Here is a 16361-nt window from a genome sequence, read left to right as displayed (position 1 = left end):
TTCATCACTGCGCTGTAATGCTATCTATCAGAAATAACAATTAGGATATGGGCTGTTTAGCCGTAATCATCTCACGCAACGCTTTTTTGCTTACTTTGCCAACTTGAGTTTTGGGAAAAGACTGCACAAACTCAATCCGATCCGGTATTTTATAGCTGGCCAGACCCCGATTACGTAGAAAAGATTTCACTTCGGCAGCTGACGGAGCTTCACCGCTCGGCACGATAAATGCACAGGAGCGCTCGCCCAGATATTCATCCGGCATGGATACCAAAGCCGCATCATGCACAGCAGGATGCGCCAGCAGATGATTTTCCACTTCCTCGGCGGCCACTTTATCGCCGCCACGGTTAATTTGATCCTTCGCCCGTCCTTCCACAACGAGATATCCATCAGCCGTAAGACTGGCAATATCTCCGGTACGATAGAAACCGTCCGTGGTAAACGATCTGGCATTATGTTCCTCAGCCTTGTAATAACCACGAATCGTATAAGGCCCTCGTGTCAGTAAATGCCCCGATTTTCCCTGTTCTACATCCATGTCTTCGTCATCCACAATTCGTACTTCATCATACGGAGACATCGGCTTGCCCTGAGTGTTAACAATCACATGCAACGGATCATCCAGACGGGTGTAGTTCACCAGCCCCTCCGCCATGCCGAACACTTGCTGTAAGGTGCAGCCTAGGACGGGTTGGACACGTGCAGCCACCTCGGCGCTGAATTTGGCTCCACCAACCTGAAGCACCTCAAGTGAAGGAAGTTTAATCCCCAGGGTAGCCGCCGCATTCAACCATATGAGTGCAAGTGGTGGTACAAGAGCCGTTATGGTTACCTTATGGCGCATAATGAGTGGAAAAGCTTCATCCGGGCTGGACCCGCGTGACAGTACAATGGTTCCACCCGCATACAGCGTACCCAGAAAGCCGGGTGAGCTCATGGGATAGTTATGTGCTATAGGCAGAACGGCCAGGTAGACACTATCTGGGGTAAGTCCGCAGACTTCCACACTTCTCCGCAAACTGTAGATGTAGTCATCATGAGTGCGGGGAATCATTTTGGACAGCCCGGTACTTCCACCAGACAACTGTAGAAAAGCAACATCCGAAGAAACTGGCTCATCCGGCAGTGTGACTGTTGCTGTATAAACATCCTCCAAAGCCGTAAATCGCCCCGCTTCTCCCGCCACGAATACATGCCGAAGTCCCGGAACCTCTGCCTGAACCTCTTCGGCCAGTGTGCGGTAATCAAACCCTCCATCCTGATCAGGTATCACGTATGCTACGGCCTCAGAGAAACGGGCAAAATACGTAATCTCACTCTTCCGATGTAAGGGAAGTGCATATACAGGCAGTGCACCAATGCGGAATAAGGCAAAACACACCTCGATAAACGCCGTAATATTGGGCAGCTGGATAATAACTCGATCATGCTGTCGTATTCCTTTGGCATATAAGCCAGCGGCCAGACGATCCACCCGATCGTTCAGCTCCGCATAGGTTAATTGTTGTTCACCACTGATAACGGCTACTCGATTGCCATATAGTTCTGCGCGCTGGCGGAGCATTTCTCCAAACGTAATTCCTTCCCAGCAGCCTTCCTGACGATAACGTTCGGCAACTTCCTCAGGCCAGGCCTGAAATCCTGACAGCATCATTCATTCCTCCTTCATACTGGACACAGATGAATCCAAACCCATGGCGAGCAGCATTGTTCCGAATTTCGCTGAGGTCTCTGCCAGCTCCGCTTCGGCTGTAGAACCTGCCACAATACCCGCGCCAGCGAACAGTTTAAGCGTATTCCCTTCCACTTCCGCACATCGGATCGTTACAGCCCACTCGCCGTCACCCTCACTATCACACCAGCCCACCATGCCGGTGAATAATCCCCGTTCAAACGGTTCCTGTTCTCGGATGGCTTCCCGAGCGGCCTGTACAGGCGTTCCACAAATTGCTGGTGTAGGGTGGAGAGCAAACGCAAGTTCCAGTGATGATGTGTTCACATTAGCAAGCTCCCCGTGAATTTCCGTAGATAAGTGCCACATGGTTCGTGTTTGGATCAAGGAGGGTTCTGCCGGGACGGAGAGCTGCTTACACAACGGACGCAGCGCTTCCGCCACAGCCTCAATGACTACTGCATGTTCATGGCGATCTTTGGCGGAAGCCAGCAGTGCTTTTGCACGGCGACGGTCCTCAGCCGGATCATCACTCCGGGCAGCAGACCCAGCGAGTGGATTGGCTCTCACTTTGGACCCTTTCCGGGTAACCAGCAATTCGGGACTCGCTCCGATATAAGTCCGATGAGTTTCTTTTTCCGCCTCCACATAAGCGCGTTTATTTGTTGTTATATCACCTTTCGCTAAAGAGAGTTTTGTCATCGGAACAGCAAATGTATATCCGTGTGTGTTATCCCTGAACAAATTACGGAGTAACTGATGTGTGTCCACAATTGTCTGTGAAGTCACATGCAGTGTACGGGATAACACCACTTTGTGGAGATTGCCTTGATTTAGATCCAACAAAACGTTTTTTACGCTTTGCTGAAATATAGCTCCGGCAGGTTCTTCACGTACCTCACAACCCACTGCAGCTGGGCGTTTTTCCACCGATGCTCTGGCGTCCGGGGATAAAGGATCAGCCCATTGGATCTTCTCTGGCACGAATAGCTCTGCAGAAGAATGTATCGGATCGAACGGAATGGCGCCGACCACAATCGGTTTCGTTTGGCCCGAGCGTCTCGCCTTTCCCATCAACTGCTCCATCCGGTTAATGAAAAGCTGCGTTTCTTCATTCCGCTTTTGTTCACTAACATTAACCGCGCCCATGGAGTCAGGTGTATTCCCTTCCGATGCCTCCATGGCAGACCATCGAATCTGCCCCCCTTGAGCTAACAGGGTATGTTGCGGTGAAGACCAGAAAAAGGACGTCCCTTCCTGATATTGTTCCAGAAGGTGTAAGGCGGAAGTTGCAGCAACCGTACCCGCTTTTGACATGATTATCATCTCCTTATCTTGATTCAGGCACCTAGCGTGGCGCCTCCGTCCACACACAAGTTATGCATCGTAATATGTCTAGCCTGATCCGATACCAAAAAAAGCACACTATCCGCTATATCCGATGGTAACGCCAGCCTGTTCAGTGGTATGCCCAGTCGGTATGCTTGCTGGGAACCCGCGATAACGGCCTGTGCTCCCTGCTCATCTGCCCACAATGCACGCTGCATATCGGTATCCGTCGAACCTGGAGATACAATGTTACAGCGGATATGGTCTGAGGCGTATTCAAGCGCCAAACATTTGGTGAACATGGTTGAAGCCGCTTTGGAGGCCACGTAGGCAGACATGTGCATCCGGGGCACGCCAGAAGCATTTGAACCGACAGTAACAATCGCCCCCGACTGACGTTCGGCCATGTAACGCACCACAGCACGTGACATGTAAAATACACCATGTGTATTCACGTCAAAAGTTCTTGTCCATTCTTCATCAGGGAGCTCTCTCACAGCCCCCGTGTATAGTACTCCCGCTGCATTCACCAAAATGCCAATCGGACCTAATGTATTCTCAATACGCTGGATTGCATCTTCGACGAATTGACGATTAGATATATCCACAGGACAGGCTGTTGCTTGATAACCCTGACTATGCAGATCTGTGACCAGTTGATTCAACTGATCCTCTCGTATGTCGACAGCTGCAACAATAGCGCCCTGCTCGGCAAGCAATCTCGCCACGGCTGCACCGATGCCTTGCGCAGCACCGGTGACTACGGCTACTTTTCCATCAATCCCTGTGTAACTCACTCCTGTTCCTCCCTTGCATTACTGCTCCCTCTCCTATTGGAGGAGATATGTTAGCCTGCTGAACACGATTGGATATCCGTAAATCCGTAACATTTCTGTCCACTTGCCTTTCGCCCAATATCACGTACCGATACCTCTGATTGAGAAATACTGTCGTCTCTTTCCTCCTACGACTCCGGGCTGCAGGCAAAACGCATCGTACGACTAATCAGAAACGGCAATACGGATACATGGTTTTCTTCTTCAAACTCGGTATATTTAATGTCCAGACCGGGCTGATTCAGCGCAGACAACCGTTCTGTAAGACTCGAAGCCTTATCATTGTTGCGCGCAGGATGTGTCTTCTCCTGTTCACCCATGCCAATCCACACCTTGACGTTCACGGGATGCTCTTCCAGCCGTGCGACAAATTCCTGTTCCTCCGCCAGCATGACGTTCTGATTCCAGTGAAGCGAAGGGCTACCCGCAATGTAATAGCGAAAAGCTTCTGGTTTCTTGAACAACGTATGCAATACGAACAATCCACCAAGGGAATGACCAAAAATAGCCTGTCTGCTCCGGTCAATCCGGAACTGTCGTTCCATATCCGGCTTCAGCTCTTCTTCAATAAACTGCAAGAATTCATCGGCTCCACCCTGTTTCGGTAAAGGTGTTCCATCCGAATTCTGTGTATATTCCGTTGTGGCCTGCGGGGTAAAGTCATAGTAACGGTGCGGTGAAAAAGGACCGGCCGTTGGATACCCGATGCCAACAACAATGGCCGGAAGTGCTCCGGTCTTCTCCGGTCTGCGGCCCTGTACACGAACGGCTTCGACCATCGTGCCAAACACCGAGTTGGCATCCAGCAGATAGATCACCGGATATCCCGAAGGCGGTGGTGCTTCTGCCGGTTGGAATACCATGATTTGATAGGCATGATTGCCGTTGCGTGATTTCATGGTCCACTGTTCGGCGCGTGGAATCTGTACGGTACTGCGTGCGATATGTTCAAGGGTGCCAGATGCGGGTTGATTGGGCTGAAACGTCATTACGGATGGTTCCTCCTCGTTGTTCTGCGTATATAGGTTGAATACTGAACTAAATATGTTTTGTATGAGATTGATTCTCATTACCAATTATAAAAGAGTAAATCCGGCTGTCCCATGGACGATATCCAGAAATGATTTTGATTATCTCCATATTCCCACATTTCTGTAACTGACTTGGTTACTCCTAAAATAAAAAAACTCCCTCACGGAATACCTGAAACGCTGGAATTTGTCCGGTTTCTGGCACTCCGCAGGGAGCTACATTTCTCATATTGTGATCAATACATCAATGGATTGCCTCTATTATTGCGTTAACGCCTTCAGCGTGTCGTCAATGACATGACCATAAGCAATCAATCCACCGCCCAGCCACGGAGCTGGCTCTACTGCGTACACATTTCCAGCTTTAACGGCTGGCATGCTATTCCATACTTTGGTATCCGTCATTTCCTTCATGCTCCCCGGACCCTGTTCCACCGTGAAAATAAAGTCGGCATCAATCTCAGGCAACACCTCGGTCGATACCGTTGCGCTGTTCTCCGTTTGTACCAGTGTTGGCTTGCCAAGCCCCAATTGCTGATATACCACGTAACCACTAAAGTAGTTACCACCCATCATACTAATCCCGCGAGGTGCAAAACGAATGATCGCTGCTTTCTTGCCTTCGGTAACTTTGGCGAGCTTGGCCTTAGCATCATCTACCTTCGCATGATATGTTGCAATGGCTTTTTCGGCCTCAGCCGTTTTGCCCAGCAGATCACCGATCACCTGCAAAGACTTCTCTACATCACCCGAAGCATTCGTAAATACGTAGGTTGGTGCAATTTTCGAATAACTCTCATATACACCGTTCTCAGCATATTGGGCCGTGTGTAGAATAATAAAATCCGGATTGTACGCCATTAGTGCTTCAGGAGAAGGCAAACCACTGGAGAAATCCAGTGTTGGCACTCCGCTCAACTGGTCCTTAAGGTAAACATGGCCTTGCGTACCACTCGCCCACTGAGCTACCGGTTTAACGCCTAGCGTCAGCAGAGAGTCTTCCAGATAAGGTGCAAAAACACGCTCCGTATGCTCAGGAACGATAACATCATGTCCCAGATCATCTTTGACAGTTCGTTCTCCTTTGGTTTGTTCCGTGTTCTCTTCGGTTACAGCAGTCCCTGATGAGGCCGTGGTGGAAGCCTCCGTTGTTGGCTGCTCTTTCTGTGCTTCTCCCTCAACTTCTGATTTTGAACCACAGGCAGACAGCAGACCCGTAATCAATACCAGTACGAGCAAGGCCGAGAAACCGGTACTACGAAATGGACGAACGGAACTTTGTCCGTTACCTTTTTTCTGTTGAAACATGACATATCCCCCTTGATAAACATTCTCATTTAGATAGATGGATTATATGTCATGTAGCCCGCGAATCACCATGGACGTTATCCAGATATACATTTGGACAATATCCCGTGAAAATCAGGAGCGCTTCATCCAGCATGCGCATCACGCCTACGGCAGAGTAGTCAAACCATGGGTCACCTGTGATCAGATGAATCTGGTATTGCCTTACTGCCTTAAACTGACGCCATACCGGCGAGTGCTGTAGACTAAGCCAATACGCCCGCGATGCGGCCTCAGGACACACCATAACAAGAATCCGATCTGGATTTAGCGCAGCCAGTTGTTCCAATGTTAACCGTGTGTTGGCCTGAACATCGGGAAACGTCTCCAGTTGTAATCCATTATTGTACAACACCTCTTCAATGCCCGGATTTCGATACAGATAAAGGTGCTGACCATACACCCGGACAACGATGACCTTCTCTCGCCCCACTTTCTGTTTTACGGAATCCCGTGCCTTCTCGACTCGCTGATTGTATACGCTAATCCACTGCTCTGCCTGTTCTTCCCGCTCCAAAAAAGCAGCAATCATGCGTAACTGCGCACGCCAATCCAAGTGATACTTCGGTACAAAACAACAAGGTGCAATCTCAGCCAGTTTGGCCTGATCCTGATCACTGATCTGATCCGTACCGACAATAGCGTCCGGCCGGATATGAACCAAACGCTCCACGTTGGCTTCAAATCTCAAGCTGGTATACGGGTCTGTTAGTCTCAAGTGTGACTGAATCTCTGTTCGGTGCGCGTTATAATAATAAGCGGTCCATTTGGGGTCAATCGGCGCAGCGACAGGCATGACATTAAGCGCCAGCAGCTGTCCAATAATGCTGGAGGAGCAGGTGGCGATGCGTATTCTCGCATTTTTGGCATAATCCGAAGGAGATACGCCCACTTCTTTTTTAAATTTGCGGCTGAAATAATACTCATCGCTATAGCCCACTCTCAGCGCGATTTCACGAAGTTTGTATCCTGTTTCTTTCAGATATCGTTTCGCACGATTGATGCGAAGATCGGTCAGATATTCCATTGCACTCTGCCCGTAGGTCTTCTTGAACAGGTCCACGAAATATTTCGCACTGATATTGGCTTTGTGGGCGAGATCCGCAATAGACAATGGTTCGTCATAGTGCTCATCCATATATACTTTTACCTTGGCAAGATCCGTCTTGGGACTGCGGCCGGTAACGGGTAAGTGCGCAGGGGTCTGCGAATCATTTTCCAGTAACATGAGGCCACTCCTTTCGATCTGCTTGATCGGTTTGATATGAAATGTACAGGGCAATAAAGCCGGTACTATATTAGACTAACGAAAATGATAATCATTATCAATTAAAATATCACATTCTTTTCCATACAGTCAATCCATATATGGAAGAATGTACACAGTTCGATGTTAAGACAATCCCGTAAAAGGCAAAAAAGCTAACTGCGTGTTTTGGGCACGAGTTAGCTTTTGATGACGAATTTTGCAACATTAAGTTTGTAAAAATTTGAATTGAATTTAATCCCGGCTCCGCAGCTTGCCGAGTAGACGAATAATTTCTAGATACAGCCATACCAGCGTAACCATCAATCCAAATGCACCGTACCACTCCATATATTTCGGAGCACCGTTATCGGCACCACTTTCAATAAAATCAAAATCAAGTACCAGATTCAGTGCGGCCACAATGACGATAACGACAGAAATGCCGATTCCGATCAGGCTGTTGTCATGCAGATAGGGAACGGTAATCCCGAAAAAACCAAGAACAAAACTGAGGAGATACATAATCATGATGCCTCCGGTTGCTGCCACAACCCCCAGCTTGAAATTCTCCGTAGCTTTGATCAATCTTGTCTTGTATGCCATCAACAGAGCAATAAAGACGGCCATGGTCAGCAAAGCAGCTTGCAGCGTAATGCCGTTATACAAGTATTCATACGTAGCCGAGAGTGCTCCGAGGAACATCCCTTCCGCAACGGCATAGATCGGCACAAGATAAGGCGCTGCAACAGGTTTGAATGAAATAATCAATGCGAGGATAAATCCGACAATCGCCCCTCCATATGCAAGAGGAAGCACTTCCTGCCCATTGAAAAACATCATCCAAGATGCAAATGCACTGCCCAGCAGGATTACCAGCGTAATAAACGCCTTGTTTACCGTACCGTTAATCGTCATTCTAGTCTGATATCGATCATCTCCATAGCCTCTGGAGTCTTCAAACGTACTATCTTTGAGTGTGGGGTTACCGCTACGTCCGATCAAAACAATCACCTCTTCTATGTATTTGGTTAATCCTGTACTACCATCTCTACGTTCTACATTGCCATTTCTACGAACTACATATTAAATTGCATATTGAAAATATAAATTCTAATGCTTCCAGGCAGACGTGGGATGCAATCCGGAGATCACATCCTTGTCTGTTGACGCAAGGCATGGGCTATATGTCCCAAAACTTTGCGAAGAATACTTTACGCTTTATTCAGCACATTCCATCATTTGATTCCAATTCTTAACGCTCTTGGGGCATATTCGAGATAATTATTTGTACAACACTTTATCTACATTGTATTTCGCACGCATCGTGTTGATGATATAGGTCTCGTAAATTTCGCGATCCACCGGATCTTCAATAACGCACACTTCAATGGTGGTTACTTCCTCGCGGTGTGACTTCATTGGTGATACGGTATCTTCAAAATGTTTCTTGATGCGCGGTCTTAATTTTCGTGCTTTCCCGACAAATAACAACTCATCAGCAGCATTGTAAAACATAAAGATACCGCCCTGTTCCCGCGTAATCAGGTGGAAATCGGTGAATCCATAAATGTGGCTAAGCTGTGGATCAGCCTGCTTCGTGATGGTGACATCTGGTGTTGGCACAGTAATATTAATCAATAGGTTCACTTCCTCATTATCTATAGGTTTACATCCTATCATATATTATAAAGGGAAACCATTTCATTAATAAGAAGCAAGATTCAAGCTTTTTTCAACTATTACGACAAATATTTCAAAAAAAAGGTTAACTTCCCTGATTCAAAGTGGTACTATAGGGGTATGAGGAAGAATTTGGGCACTAAGACATATGTCTTTATATCTACTTCCGTCTATTGTACCCTATGATTGATCATCTTTTTCATACTGAATTCTGTTACGTGCGCACGACAAGAGTACAGTTAGCAAGAACCTAGCTTTATAGCTTTACGATTCATCATCTATTCGACCCTTGCAGCAAGCAAACGTAGAAAGATCCTAGCTTAACGAAGATAGTATAGAACTGGATTGACCTAGAAAGCCTGCAATTATAGCCGTACGAGAGTAAATAGACACACGTAGAAGGACAGATAGCTATCGATCCTAGAGAGACTAGTCATGCAACGCCAACCTAGAAAGTTATAAGCAGCAGCACTATAAAAGATGGATCACGTTTCACCCCAGCCCGGCATGATGCCAGGGCTTTTTTACGTTTGCGCAAACAACTAACCACCTCCGCAGGGAAACAGAGGTATCGTGGTTCTTTCTGTGGGGTTTATAATATGGCAAGATAGCAAAAGAGGGAGTGATGGGATGTATTCCGATCTGCAACTGACGGAGGACCGCCCTGTATATATACAAGTCAAAGATTATATGAAGCGATTGATGCTCAAAGGCGGCCTGCAAGCCAAACAAAAGCTTCCTTCTACCCGCGAACTCAGTACACTCATGAAAGTAAGCCGCAGCACGATTCTGCTGGCCTATGCTGAACTTGAGGAGGAAGGCCTGATTTACGCGGTCAAAGGTAAAGGCAATTACGTAAGCTCCACCATTGATGCACCTGAGGCAACATCCGGGTGGCAGCTGGACTGGAACGAACGTGTCAGCGATTATGCAATCCAGGCGGAGCAGTATGATCTGATGAAACATGGCTCTGGCTCTGAGCGCGGTGAGATTTCATTTACCAGCATCGCGCCGGATGAGAAGCTGTTCGACATGCACAATGTCAAAAGAGCCTTTCTCGACCGGATGTCGCTTGAAGGGGAAGTGCTACTGAATTACGGATATGCACAAGGCTACAGACCTCTTATGAAGTATCTGCTGCGCTATATGGAAAATAAAGGTGTCGACCTATCCGGCAAAGATATTCTGATTACCAACGGATTTACTGAAGGTTTTGATCTGGTACTGGGCGCACTTCGCAAAAAAAGCGGCAGGGCCCTGTGTGAAAACCCGACACATCATACCGCTGTTAAAAATCTGAGACTTCATCAATTCCATCTCACCGGTGTGGATATGGAATCAGATGGTCTGGACCTAAAGCAGTTGGAACGGGAACTTGCAGCCAACCCGTATGATCTGGCCTATCTCGTGCCCTCCTACCACAATCCAACCGGGATCGTCACATCACCTGCCAAACGGACAGAGATCATTCGGTTGATGAACCAGTACCAGGTGCCGATTATTGAAGACGGCTTTAACGAGGAACTGCGCTATTCCGGTTCCCATGTCTCCCCTCTGATTGCCAGTGTGGGCAAAGGGAACGGACTCGTGTATCTGGGCAGCTTCTCCAAGATATTGTTTCCGGGACTGCGTGTAGGCTGGGTCATTGCGGATGCGGCGCTGATTGATTACCTGGAAAGCATGAAACGGGCGCGCAGCATTCATACCTCGACGCTGGACCAGTCCCTGCTCTATCAATATCTGAGCAACGGCAATTTCGAGAAATATTTGAAGCGGGCCCGTACAGAGTACAAGCGAAAATATGAACTGGTGGTCCGTTGCTTGCGGCAGTATCTGCCAATGTGCCGGGTTTCCGGTGAAGGCGGACTTCACCTGTTCGTACAATTCCCACCAGAATACCGCACGAGGGAGCTGCTGGCGGCTTGCAAGGCAAAAGGCGTTACCTTCATGCCCGGGGATACCTTTTATCTTGAACCAGGCCAGGGACAAAACACGATGCGTTTGGGCTTCTCCCGAGTCAGCGATGAGAACATTCGCAAAGGTATTCGCATCATCGGCGAGACGGTTGCTCAAATGAAATGAGGAGGATTAACATGAAAGTTGGCGTTATTATGGGTGGCACATCTTCGGAGCGGGATGTTTCTCTGCTCACCGGACGGGAGATGATGAACCATCTGGATGGACAGAAGTATGAGGTTATTCCGGTGGAGATCAACAGCAAACGAGATCTCATTGACAAAGCCGCAGGATTGGATGTGGCACTGCTCGCTCTGCACGGCAAATATGGCGAGGATGGTACGATTCAAGGTACGTTGGAGTCGCTGGGTGTTCCTTACACAGGCTGTGGTGTCCTCGCGAGCAGCGTATGCATGGACAAAGATATGTCCAAACGCCTCATCCAGCATGCGGGTGTACCTACTGGCGAGTGGCTTCAGGTAAGCAGTCTGGATGAATTGTCATCAGTCGCTGTGCAGCAGTTAACGTATCCCGTTGTGGTAAAGCCCAATTCAGGCGGTTCCAGTATCGGCACGCAAGTGGTGCAAGAACCCTCGGCTCTTCATGCGGCTGTAGAAGCGGCTCTCGTCTGGGACGAAGTCGTCATGATTGAGCAATATATTGAGGGTGAGGAGATTACCTGCGCCGTTCTGGATGGTCAGATGCTTCCTGTTATCTCGATTCGTTCAAATGCCGATTTTTTCGATTACACCTCCAAATATAATGATGGCGGCGCTGAGGAGCAGGTCGTCCATTTGCCTGCGGATTTGCATAAACGTGTAGAAGCTGCGGCATTAACCTGTTACCGGGTGTTGAAATGTAGTGTCTATGCTCGCGTGGACATGATGATTCGGGATGGCATGCCCTATGTGCTTGAGGTGAATACGTTGCCAGGTCTTACCCGAAATAGCCTGCTGCCCAAAAGTGCAGCCGCTGCTGGTATCTCCTTTGCCAGTTTGCTGGATTCCATTATTGATCTCTCGTTAATAGAACGCCAAAAGGAGGCAACTCGATCATGAGTCTGAATGTAACGATTCGTAACAGTTCCTCTGAAGATCTGCAAGATATGGTCATTCTTATGGATCAACTCGGTTACCCAACCACGTATGCCGAGATGAAGGAGCGTTATTCGCACATCGCTGCGGATTCAAACTTTGCAACGTTGGTTGCCGAGGTCCGTGGCCGTGTCGTTGGACTGATTGGCCTCCAAACATCTTATCTATATGAAAAAAACGGAAGACACTGCCGTATTATGGCTCTTATCGTGCATGACCAGTTCAGAAGCTCCGGCATCGGTCGTCAGCTTATTCTGGAAGCAGAACAATGGGCAGCCACTCATGGCGTGGATTCCTTGTCTCTAAACAGCGGCAATCGCCCGGATCGTGAAGCTGCGCATGAATTCTACCAACAGATGGGCTTTACCGCGGGAAGCACCGGCTTTAGCAAAAAGCCGCAGGCTTTGCAGCATAGCTGACTGTTTACAAAGTAACATCAAAAAAACGCCCATTTCCGACACAAAGGTCGGAAACGGGCGTTCTCTATTTCGCTATAAGTAAATTATCTTTTGGCCTTCATGGATTCATACGCAGCAAGTAACTCCTCTACAGCCACGCCATTAATCTTCATTCCTGCCACCTGACACTGTTCCAACTGTACGCCGGATAGATTACAGTCATTGAAATGACTGCCCTTGAGGTCACAATGCTCCCAACGCATGGGTGCTCTGTCTGCGCCGAGGTGTGTATCCTGAAAATGAACACCATCCAAAGCACAGAATTCAACCTTGCTATCTGTTAAACGCAAATCGGCCAATAATATGTTGGTCATATTCAGATTGGTGAATTTGCCCCCACTCAGGTTGCAATCGGTCATCCGGATATCCCGAAGATTGCTGGTGCTGAAGCGAAGTGAATCCAGATCAGCTTGGTAAAATTCAGTAACCGTCTCATCCTTAACATTGGATATTTCCTCGGATGGGAGCTGGATCACAGGCTCTATTGTTATGATTTTCTCATATCCATATTCATCTTCAGACGCATAGAGACAGATATAACCCATTTTCTCATAAAAATGATGATTATCCCGCTGTCTTCCCGACGTCTCCAGCTTCCATATCCCAATCTCCGGGAATTCGGCCTCAACAAGCCTGATGACCTGAGATCCTATACCCCGACCATGACAAACGGGATCAATAAAGATTTTATCCAGTCTCGCATGCCTGCTTCCCAATACATTGACACTGACTCCACCAATGGTACATCCATCCCATTCTATAACGTAATAGCCCCATTCACGGATCACGTAACTGTGCATACGAACAGACGAATAGCCTGGTGGACAAAGGTTGCTGTCCGGAACTGTGTCTCCTTTAGCCCAGACCCTGATCGCATGATCAAAGGCTCTGGTGCATATCTCCGTGAGCACTTCAGCATCCTCATGGCGTGCACGACGAAGCTGAACTAGAGATTGCAGCCCCAGTGAAGATGCTGGTGCCGGTTGTACTTTATGTCGCTCAAAATAATCGTAGTCTGCCTGATCCGAAAGTTTTCTGCGAGAGACATAACGAAATCCAGCATGCTCAAGCACCTTGCGTGAAGGCTGGTTAAACGGCTTTACAATACCCACAATTCGATCCAATAGAGTATGTTCAAATAAGTATGTCGTTAAGGCATTCACTGCTTCTGTGATATACCCTTTATTCCGATAATCCCGTGAAATGGCGTAAGCCACTTCACGATCATCACTATCCAGCATGTCATTGGGAAATACACCACACCAGCCAATGATTTGCTGATCTTTGTTGTGTACAACAGCCAGCATGACCCGTACATCTTTCGGATCGAACTGCTCGTAACTGCCAACAACAAATTGCAGAAAACCATGCAGCTGTTCCTCTGTCATCCTCCATTCGGGAAGAATATCCGTGATTTCCGGTTGTCGGGTTAATGCGTACAGCGCGCCCTGGTCTTCCAGCGTTAGTGGACGTAATGTAATTGAACTGGATTGGATGATTAATTGACTTTTCATATATAACACCTCTGGGGATTTATTTGGGATGACACGACAAAGAGGAGCACCTCTAATAGAGGCACTCCCCGATTCGTTTCATCATTTCAGAAACGCCGAAGCTCCTCGTAATGGGTCAAAAAGGACACACGTATCCCGTTAATGGTCTAACGGAATTTTTTCATTGTGTTCTTTCATGATCATTACGAGAAATCTGGCATACTCTGAAATCCCCTCTCAACCTAAGACTCACATGCAAATCTTACTTATGGCCGGTCGATGAAAATCCAGCCTGTTTCTTTTTCCTTATCTACAGATGCCCCAAGAGATTCGGCCATAAAGCGCAGCGGGACGTAAGTTTTGCCGTTTTTGCCCACATAAGCAGGTTCGACCATTGTTACTTCCTTGCCTGCAACGGTGGCCTTCTTGGAACCCACAGTCAGGACAATCTCATCGCCGGTGATATCGTCAATAACGACGATTTTATCCGACCCTTTGGTCCATTTCACTTCAGCATCCAATTCCTCGGACAGATAACGAAGAGGAACAAATGTTGTATTTTTAACAGTGACTGCGCCATAGGTTTCGTCGTCCGGATACAACATGACATATTTACGGGTGATTCCCGCTTCATCCTTCAACAGCTGATACACAAGTGAATTGGAATCAAAATTGCGCAACATCTGACCTGGAGTGATATCTCCCTGCATCAGATCAATTGCACCAGCCGTTTTGTCCACGGCATCCACAGTTACTGGTCCACCAATATTCCACAGTTCACTGTCACCATATACGGATACCGATTTGATTGGCAGATCTTCAGAAGCAGGCAACGCTACTTTGAAATCATAATTCTGTTTACGGATATTCAGTGCGCTGTCTAGATAAAAGTCCAATTTGAGATTGGTCTCAGTTCCGAACACCGTCTTCAATTCAGGTGTTTCGGTCAACAAGCTGGCTAGTTCCTTGTCGTAATTGGCAAGAATCTCGTCAAGACCGCCCTTAATCATTTCATACAATGAAGCAACTTCGGCATCCCGTGATTCGCTAATCGTAGAAGGAAGGGCACTGCCGTCGCCAATATCAACCGTGTTGAATGTAACGAGGATAGGGTAGAACACATCATACAGATCTCCAATCAGATCCTTGAGTCCTTGCTCATCCTGAGCAACACTTGTCAGAAACGGTTTAACCATGGCAAGAAGCTCTTCTCCACTGATCTCCACATGCAGCTTGGAGAGGCTCAGCGATTCACCGTTAACCGATTCCTGTACCGGCGTTACGGAAATATTTTTCGGGTTGGACAAATGCTTCAGCGCAAAGGTCAGCAATTTCGGGGAAAGCTCCTCGATCTGCTTCTCCAACGCCTTCGTATCTAGCATAGGAAGTGTGTCATCCTCCAAAGATATGTATAGAGGCTTTTGCGCTCCGTCTACATCAATGACCATTTCCGATTTATCCATCGACAGATGGAAAGGTAATTTCTTTCCTTGCATACTCAGTGTACCTTTGACAGACGCCGTGTTGGAGTCCTTCACTTTGGCATCTTCAATATCCAATGAAACGGAATTAATGAGTTCAATCATTTGAAGCGCATCCTCATCGACGAGGTTTGCTGTAGGTTCAATTTTTATATGCATCGACTGTTTGGATTCACCCGACTTGACGGTTGTGCTGTTGACAACGGCTTTGCTAATATCTACGCCACCTACGGCCTGACATCCCGTAAGCGTAACCATCATCAAAACGAGTGGTACGGCAATCCACTTCAATAGCTTGTGATTTTTGATACGATCTCCTCCTTAGGAAAAATGTGGTTCACTCCTATTATGAGGGTTATAGGTAATTGTTGTAAACCGGATCGGTAAATAAATACCAAAAAAAGGCCGAACGATGGTCCGACCTCGGGTATGACGTATATTTAAAATTTGGTGTAATTGGCTTCAACAACACTATGCCTAGTCCAATCATAAACAGTTCAGTTTATTCTTTTTTCGTATCCTCTGCCTCAGTGTCCTCATCGGATTCTTTACCATCGGTACGTGCAGGGGTTTCAAATTGATCCGGTTCGTCGTCTTGAATGGCTTTGTTCTCTTCATTCTGGTCTTGTGTCATATCGTATTCCCTCTCTTCTACCGGATTTTAGGCAACAATCTGTGCCTTGTTTCTATCAATAACCGGAATAATGAAAAATTAAACAGACAGAGGTGGGA

General features: G+C 47.5%; 14 protein-coding genes. 3 read left to right on the top strand and 11 right to left on the bottom strand.

Annotated features, from left to right (window positions below):
* Positions 1-40: 40 nt before the first annotated feature.
* From A6049_RS17435 to A6049_RS17400, 8 genes are all read right to left on the bottom strand, one after another.
* Entirely contained in the window at positions 41-1654 is a 1614-nt protein-coding gene (locus A6049_RS17435) for a (2,3-dihydroxybenzoyl)adenylate synthase (protein ID WP_063565924.1), read from the bottom strand.
* A 3-nt stretch (positions 1655-1657) separates the two neighbouring features.
* Positions 1658-2992 carry an isochorismate synthase DhbC gene (dhbC, locus tag A6049_RS17430; RefSeq protein WP_063565885.1) on the bottom strand — a complete coding sequence of 445 codons (1335 nt, stop codon included), beginning with the start codon at positions 2990-2992 and terminating at the stop codon, positions 1658-1660.
* Positions 2993-3015: 23 nt separating this feature from the next.
* A complete protein-coding gene (locus A6049_RS17425; protein ID WP_063565884.1) occupies positions 3016-3801 on the bottom strand; it encodes a 2,3-dihydro-2,3-dihydroxybenzoate dehydrogenase in 786 nt (261 codons plus the stop codon).
* A gap of 167 nt (positions 3802-3968) precedes the next feature.
* Entirely contained in the window at positions 3969-4829 is an 861-nt protein-coding gene (locus tag A6049_RS17420; RefSeq protein ID WP_063565883.1) for an alpha/beta hydrolase, read from the bottom strand.
* A gap of 303 nt (positions 4830-5132) precedes the next feature.
* On the bottom strand, positions 5133-6179 hold the full coding sequence (locus tag A6049_RS17415; protein WP_095206138.1) for an ABC transporter substrate-binding protein: 1047 nt from the start codon (positions 6177-6179) through the stop codon (positions 5133-5135).
* A 49-nt stretch (positions 6180-6228) separates the two neighbouring features.
* Positions 6229-7446 (bottom strand): AraC family transcriptional regulator, encoded by a 1218-nt coding sequence (locus A6049_RS17410; protein ID WP_063565882.1) that lies wholly within the window; start codon positions 7444-7446, stop codon positions 6229-6231.
* A gap of 273 nt (positions 7447-7719) precedes the next feature.
* The gene (locus tag A6049_RS17405; RefSeq protein WP_063565881.1) at positions 7720-8469 is read right to left on the bottom strand and encodes a Bax inhibitor-1/YccA family protein; all 750 of its coding nucleotides are present in this window, start codon (positions 8467-8469) and stop codon (positions 7720-7722) included.
* A 279-nt stretch (positions 8470-8748) separates the two neighbouring features.
* A complete protein-coding gene (locus A6049_RS17400; RefSeq protein ID WP_063565880.1) occupies positions 8749-9105 on the bottom strand; it encodes a nucleotide excision repair endonuclease in 357 nt (118 codons plus the stop codon).
* 672 nt (positions 9106-9777) lie between these two features.
* On the opposite strand from A6049_RS17400, the gene pdxR reads away from it, so the two are divergent.
* Genes pdxR through A6049_RS17385 form a run of 3 tightly spaced genes read left to right on the top strand, consistent with a single transcriptional unit; the run spans position 9778 to position 12616 of the window.
* Positions 9778-11229 (top strand): MocR-like pyridoxine biosynthesis transcription factor PdxR, encoded by a 1452-nt coding sequence (gene pdxR / locus A6049_RS17395; RefSeq protein ID WP_063565879.1) that lies wholly within the window; start codon positions 9778-9780, stop codon positions 11227-11229.
* A gap of 11 nt (positions 11230-11240) precedes the next feature.
* On the top strand, positions 11241-12161 hold the full coding sequence (locus tag A6049_RS17390) for a D-alanine--D-alanine ligase (RefSeq protein ID WP_063565878.1): 921 nt from the start codon (positions 11241-11243) through the stop codon (positions 12159-12161).
* Positions 12158-12616: a GNAT family N-acetyltransferase gene (locus A6049_RS17385; protein ID WP_063565877.1), complete on the top strand. Its 459-nt coding sequence runs from the start codon at positions 12158-12160 to the stop codon at positions 12614-12616. The genes A6049_RS17390 and A6049_RS17385 overlap by 4 nt, the downstream gene beginning before the upstream one ends.
* Before the next feature lie 83 nt (positions 12617-12699).
* On the opposite strand, the gene A6049_RS32645 is transcribed toward A6049_RS17385, so the two are convergent.
* From A6049_RS32645 to A6049_RS34415, 3 genes are all read right to left on the bottom strand, one after another.
* A complete protein-coding gene (locus A6049_RS32645; RefSeq protein ID WP_095206137.1) occupies positions 12700-14169 on the bottom strand; it encodes a GNAT family N-acetyltransferase in 1470 nt (489 codons plus the stop codon).
* Between the two features lie 245 nt (positions 14170-14414).
* Entirely contained in the window at positions 14415-15920 is a 1506-nt protein-coding gene (locus A6049_RS17375; RefSeq protein WP_240321478.1) for a copper amine oxidase N-terminal domain-containing protein, read from the bottom strand.
* A gap of 211 nt (positions 15921-16131) precedes the next feature.
* Positions 16132-16263, bottom strand: coding sequence for a hypothetical protein (locus A6049_RS34415; protein ID WP_256716703.1), 132 nt, complete (start codon positions 16261-16263; stop codon positions 16132-16134).
* Between the last annotated feature and the right edge of the window lie 98 nt (positions 16264-16361).

The sequence above is a fragment of the Paenibacillus sp. O199 genome (assembly GCF_001636635.1).
Lineage (GTDB): Bacteria > Bacillota > Bacilli > Paenibacillales > Paenibacillaceae > Paenibacillus > Paenibacillus marchantiae.
Note: the sequence above shows the minus strand (reverse complement) of the source record. Positions and strands in the feature narration are given on the sequence as shown.

Bases quoted from the DNA above. Each gene is read 5' to 3' on its own strand.
- A6049_RS17435 (WP_063565924.1), bottom strand. From the start codon at position 1,654: ATGCTGTCAGGATTTCAGGCCTGGCCTGAGGAAGTTGCCGAACGTTAT.
- dhbC (WP_063565885.1), bottom strand. From the start codon at position 2,992: ATGTCAAAAGCGGGTACGGTTGCTGCAACTTCCGCCTTACACCTTCTG.
- A6049_RS17420 (WP_063565883.1), bottom strand. From the start codon at position 4,829: ATGACGTTTCAGCCCAATCAACCCGCATCTGGCACCCTTGAACATATC.
- A6049_RS17415 (WP_095206138.1), bottom strand. From the start codon at position 6,179: ATGTTTCAACAGAAAAAAGGTAACGGACAAAGTTCCGTTCGTCCATTT.
- A6049_RS17410 (WP_063565882.1), bottom strand. From the start codon at position 7,446: ATGTTACTGGAAAATGATTCGCAGACCCCTGCGCACTTACCCGTTACC.
- pdxR (WP_063565879.1), top strand. From the start codon at position 9,778: ATGTATTCCGATCTGCAACTGACGGAGGACCGCCCTGTATATATACAA.
- A6049_RS17390 (WP_063565878.1), top strand. From the start codon at position 11,241: ATGAAAGTTGGCGTTATTATGGGTGGCACATCTTCGGAGCGGGATGTT.
- A6049_RS17385 (WP_063565877.1), top strand. From the start codon at position 12,158: ATGAGTCTGAATGTAACGATTCGTAACAGTTCCTCTGAAGATCTGCAA.
- A6049_RS32645 (WP_095206137.1), bottom strand. From the start codon at position 14,169: ATGAAAAGTCAATTAATCATCCAATCCAGTTCAATTACATTACGTCCA.
- A6049_RS34415 (WP_256716703.1), bottom strand. From the start codon at position 16,263: ATGACACAAGACCAGAATGAAGAGAACAAAGCCATTCAAGACGACGAA.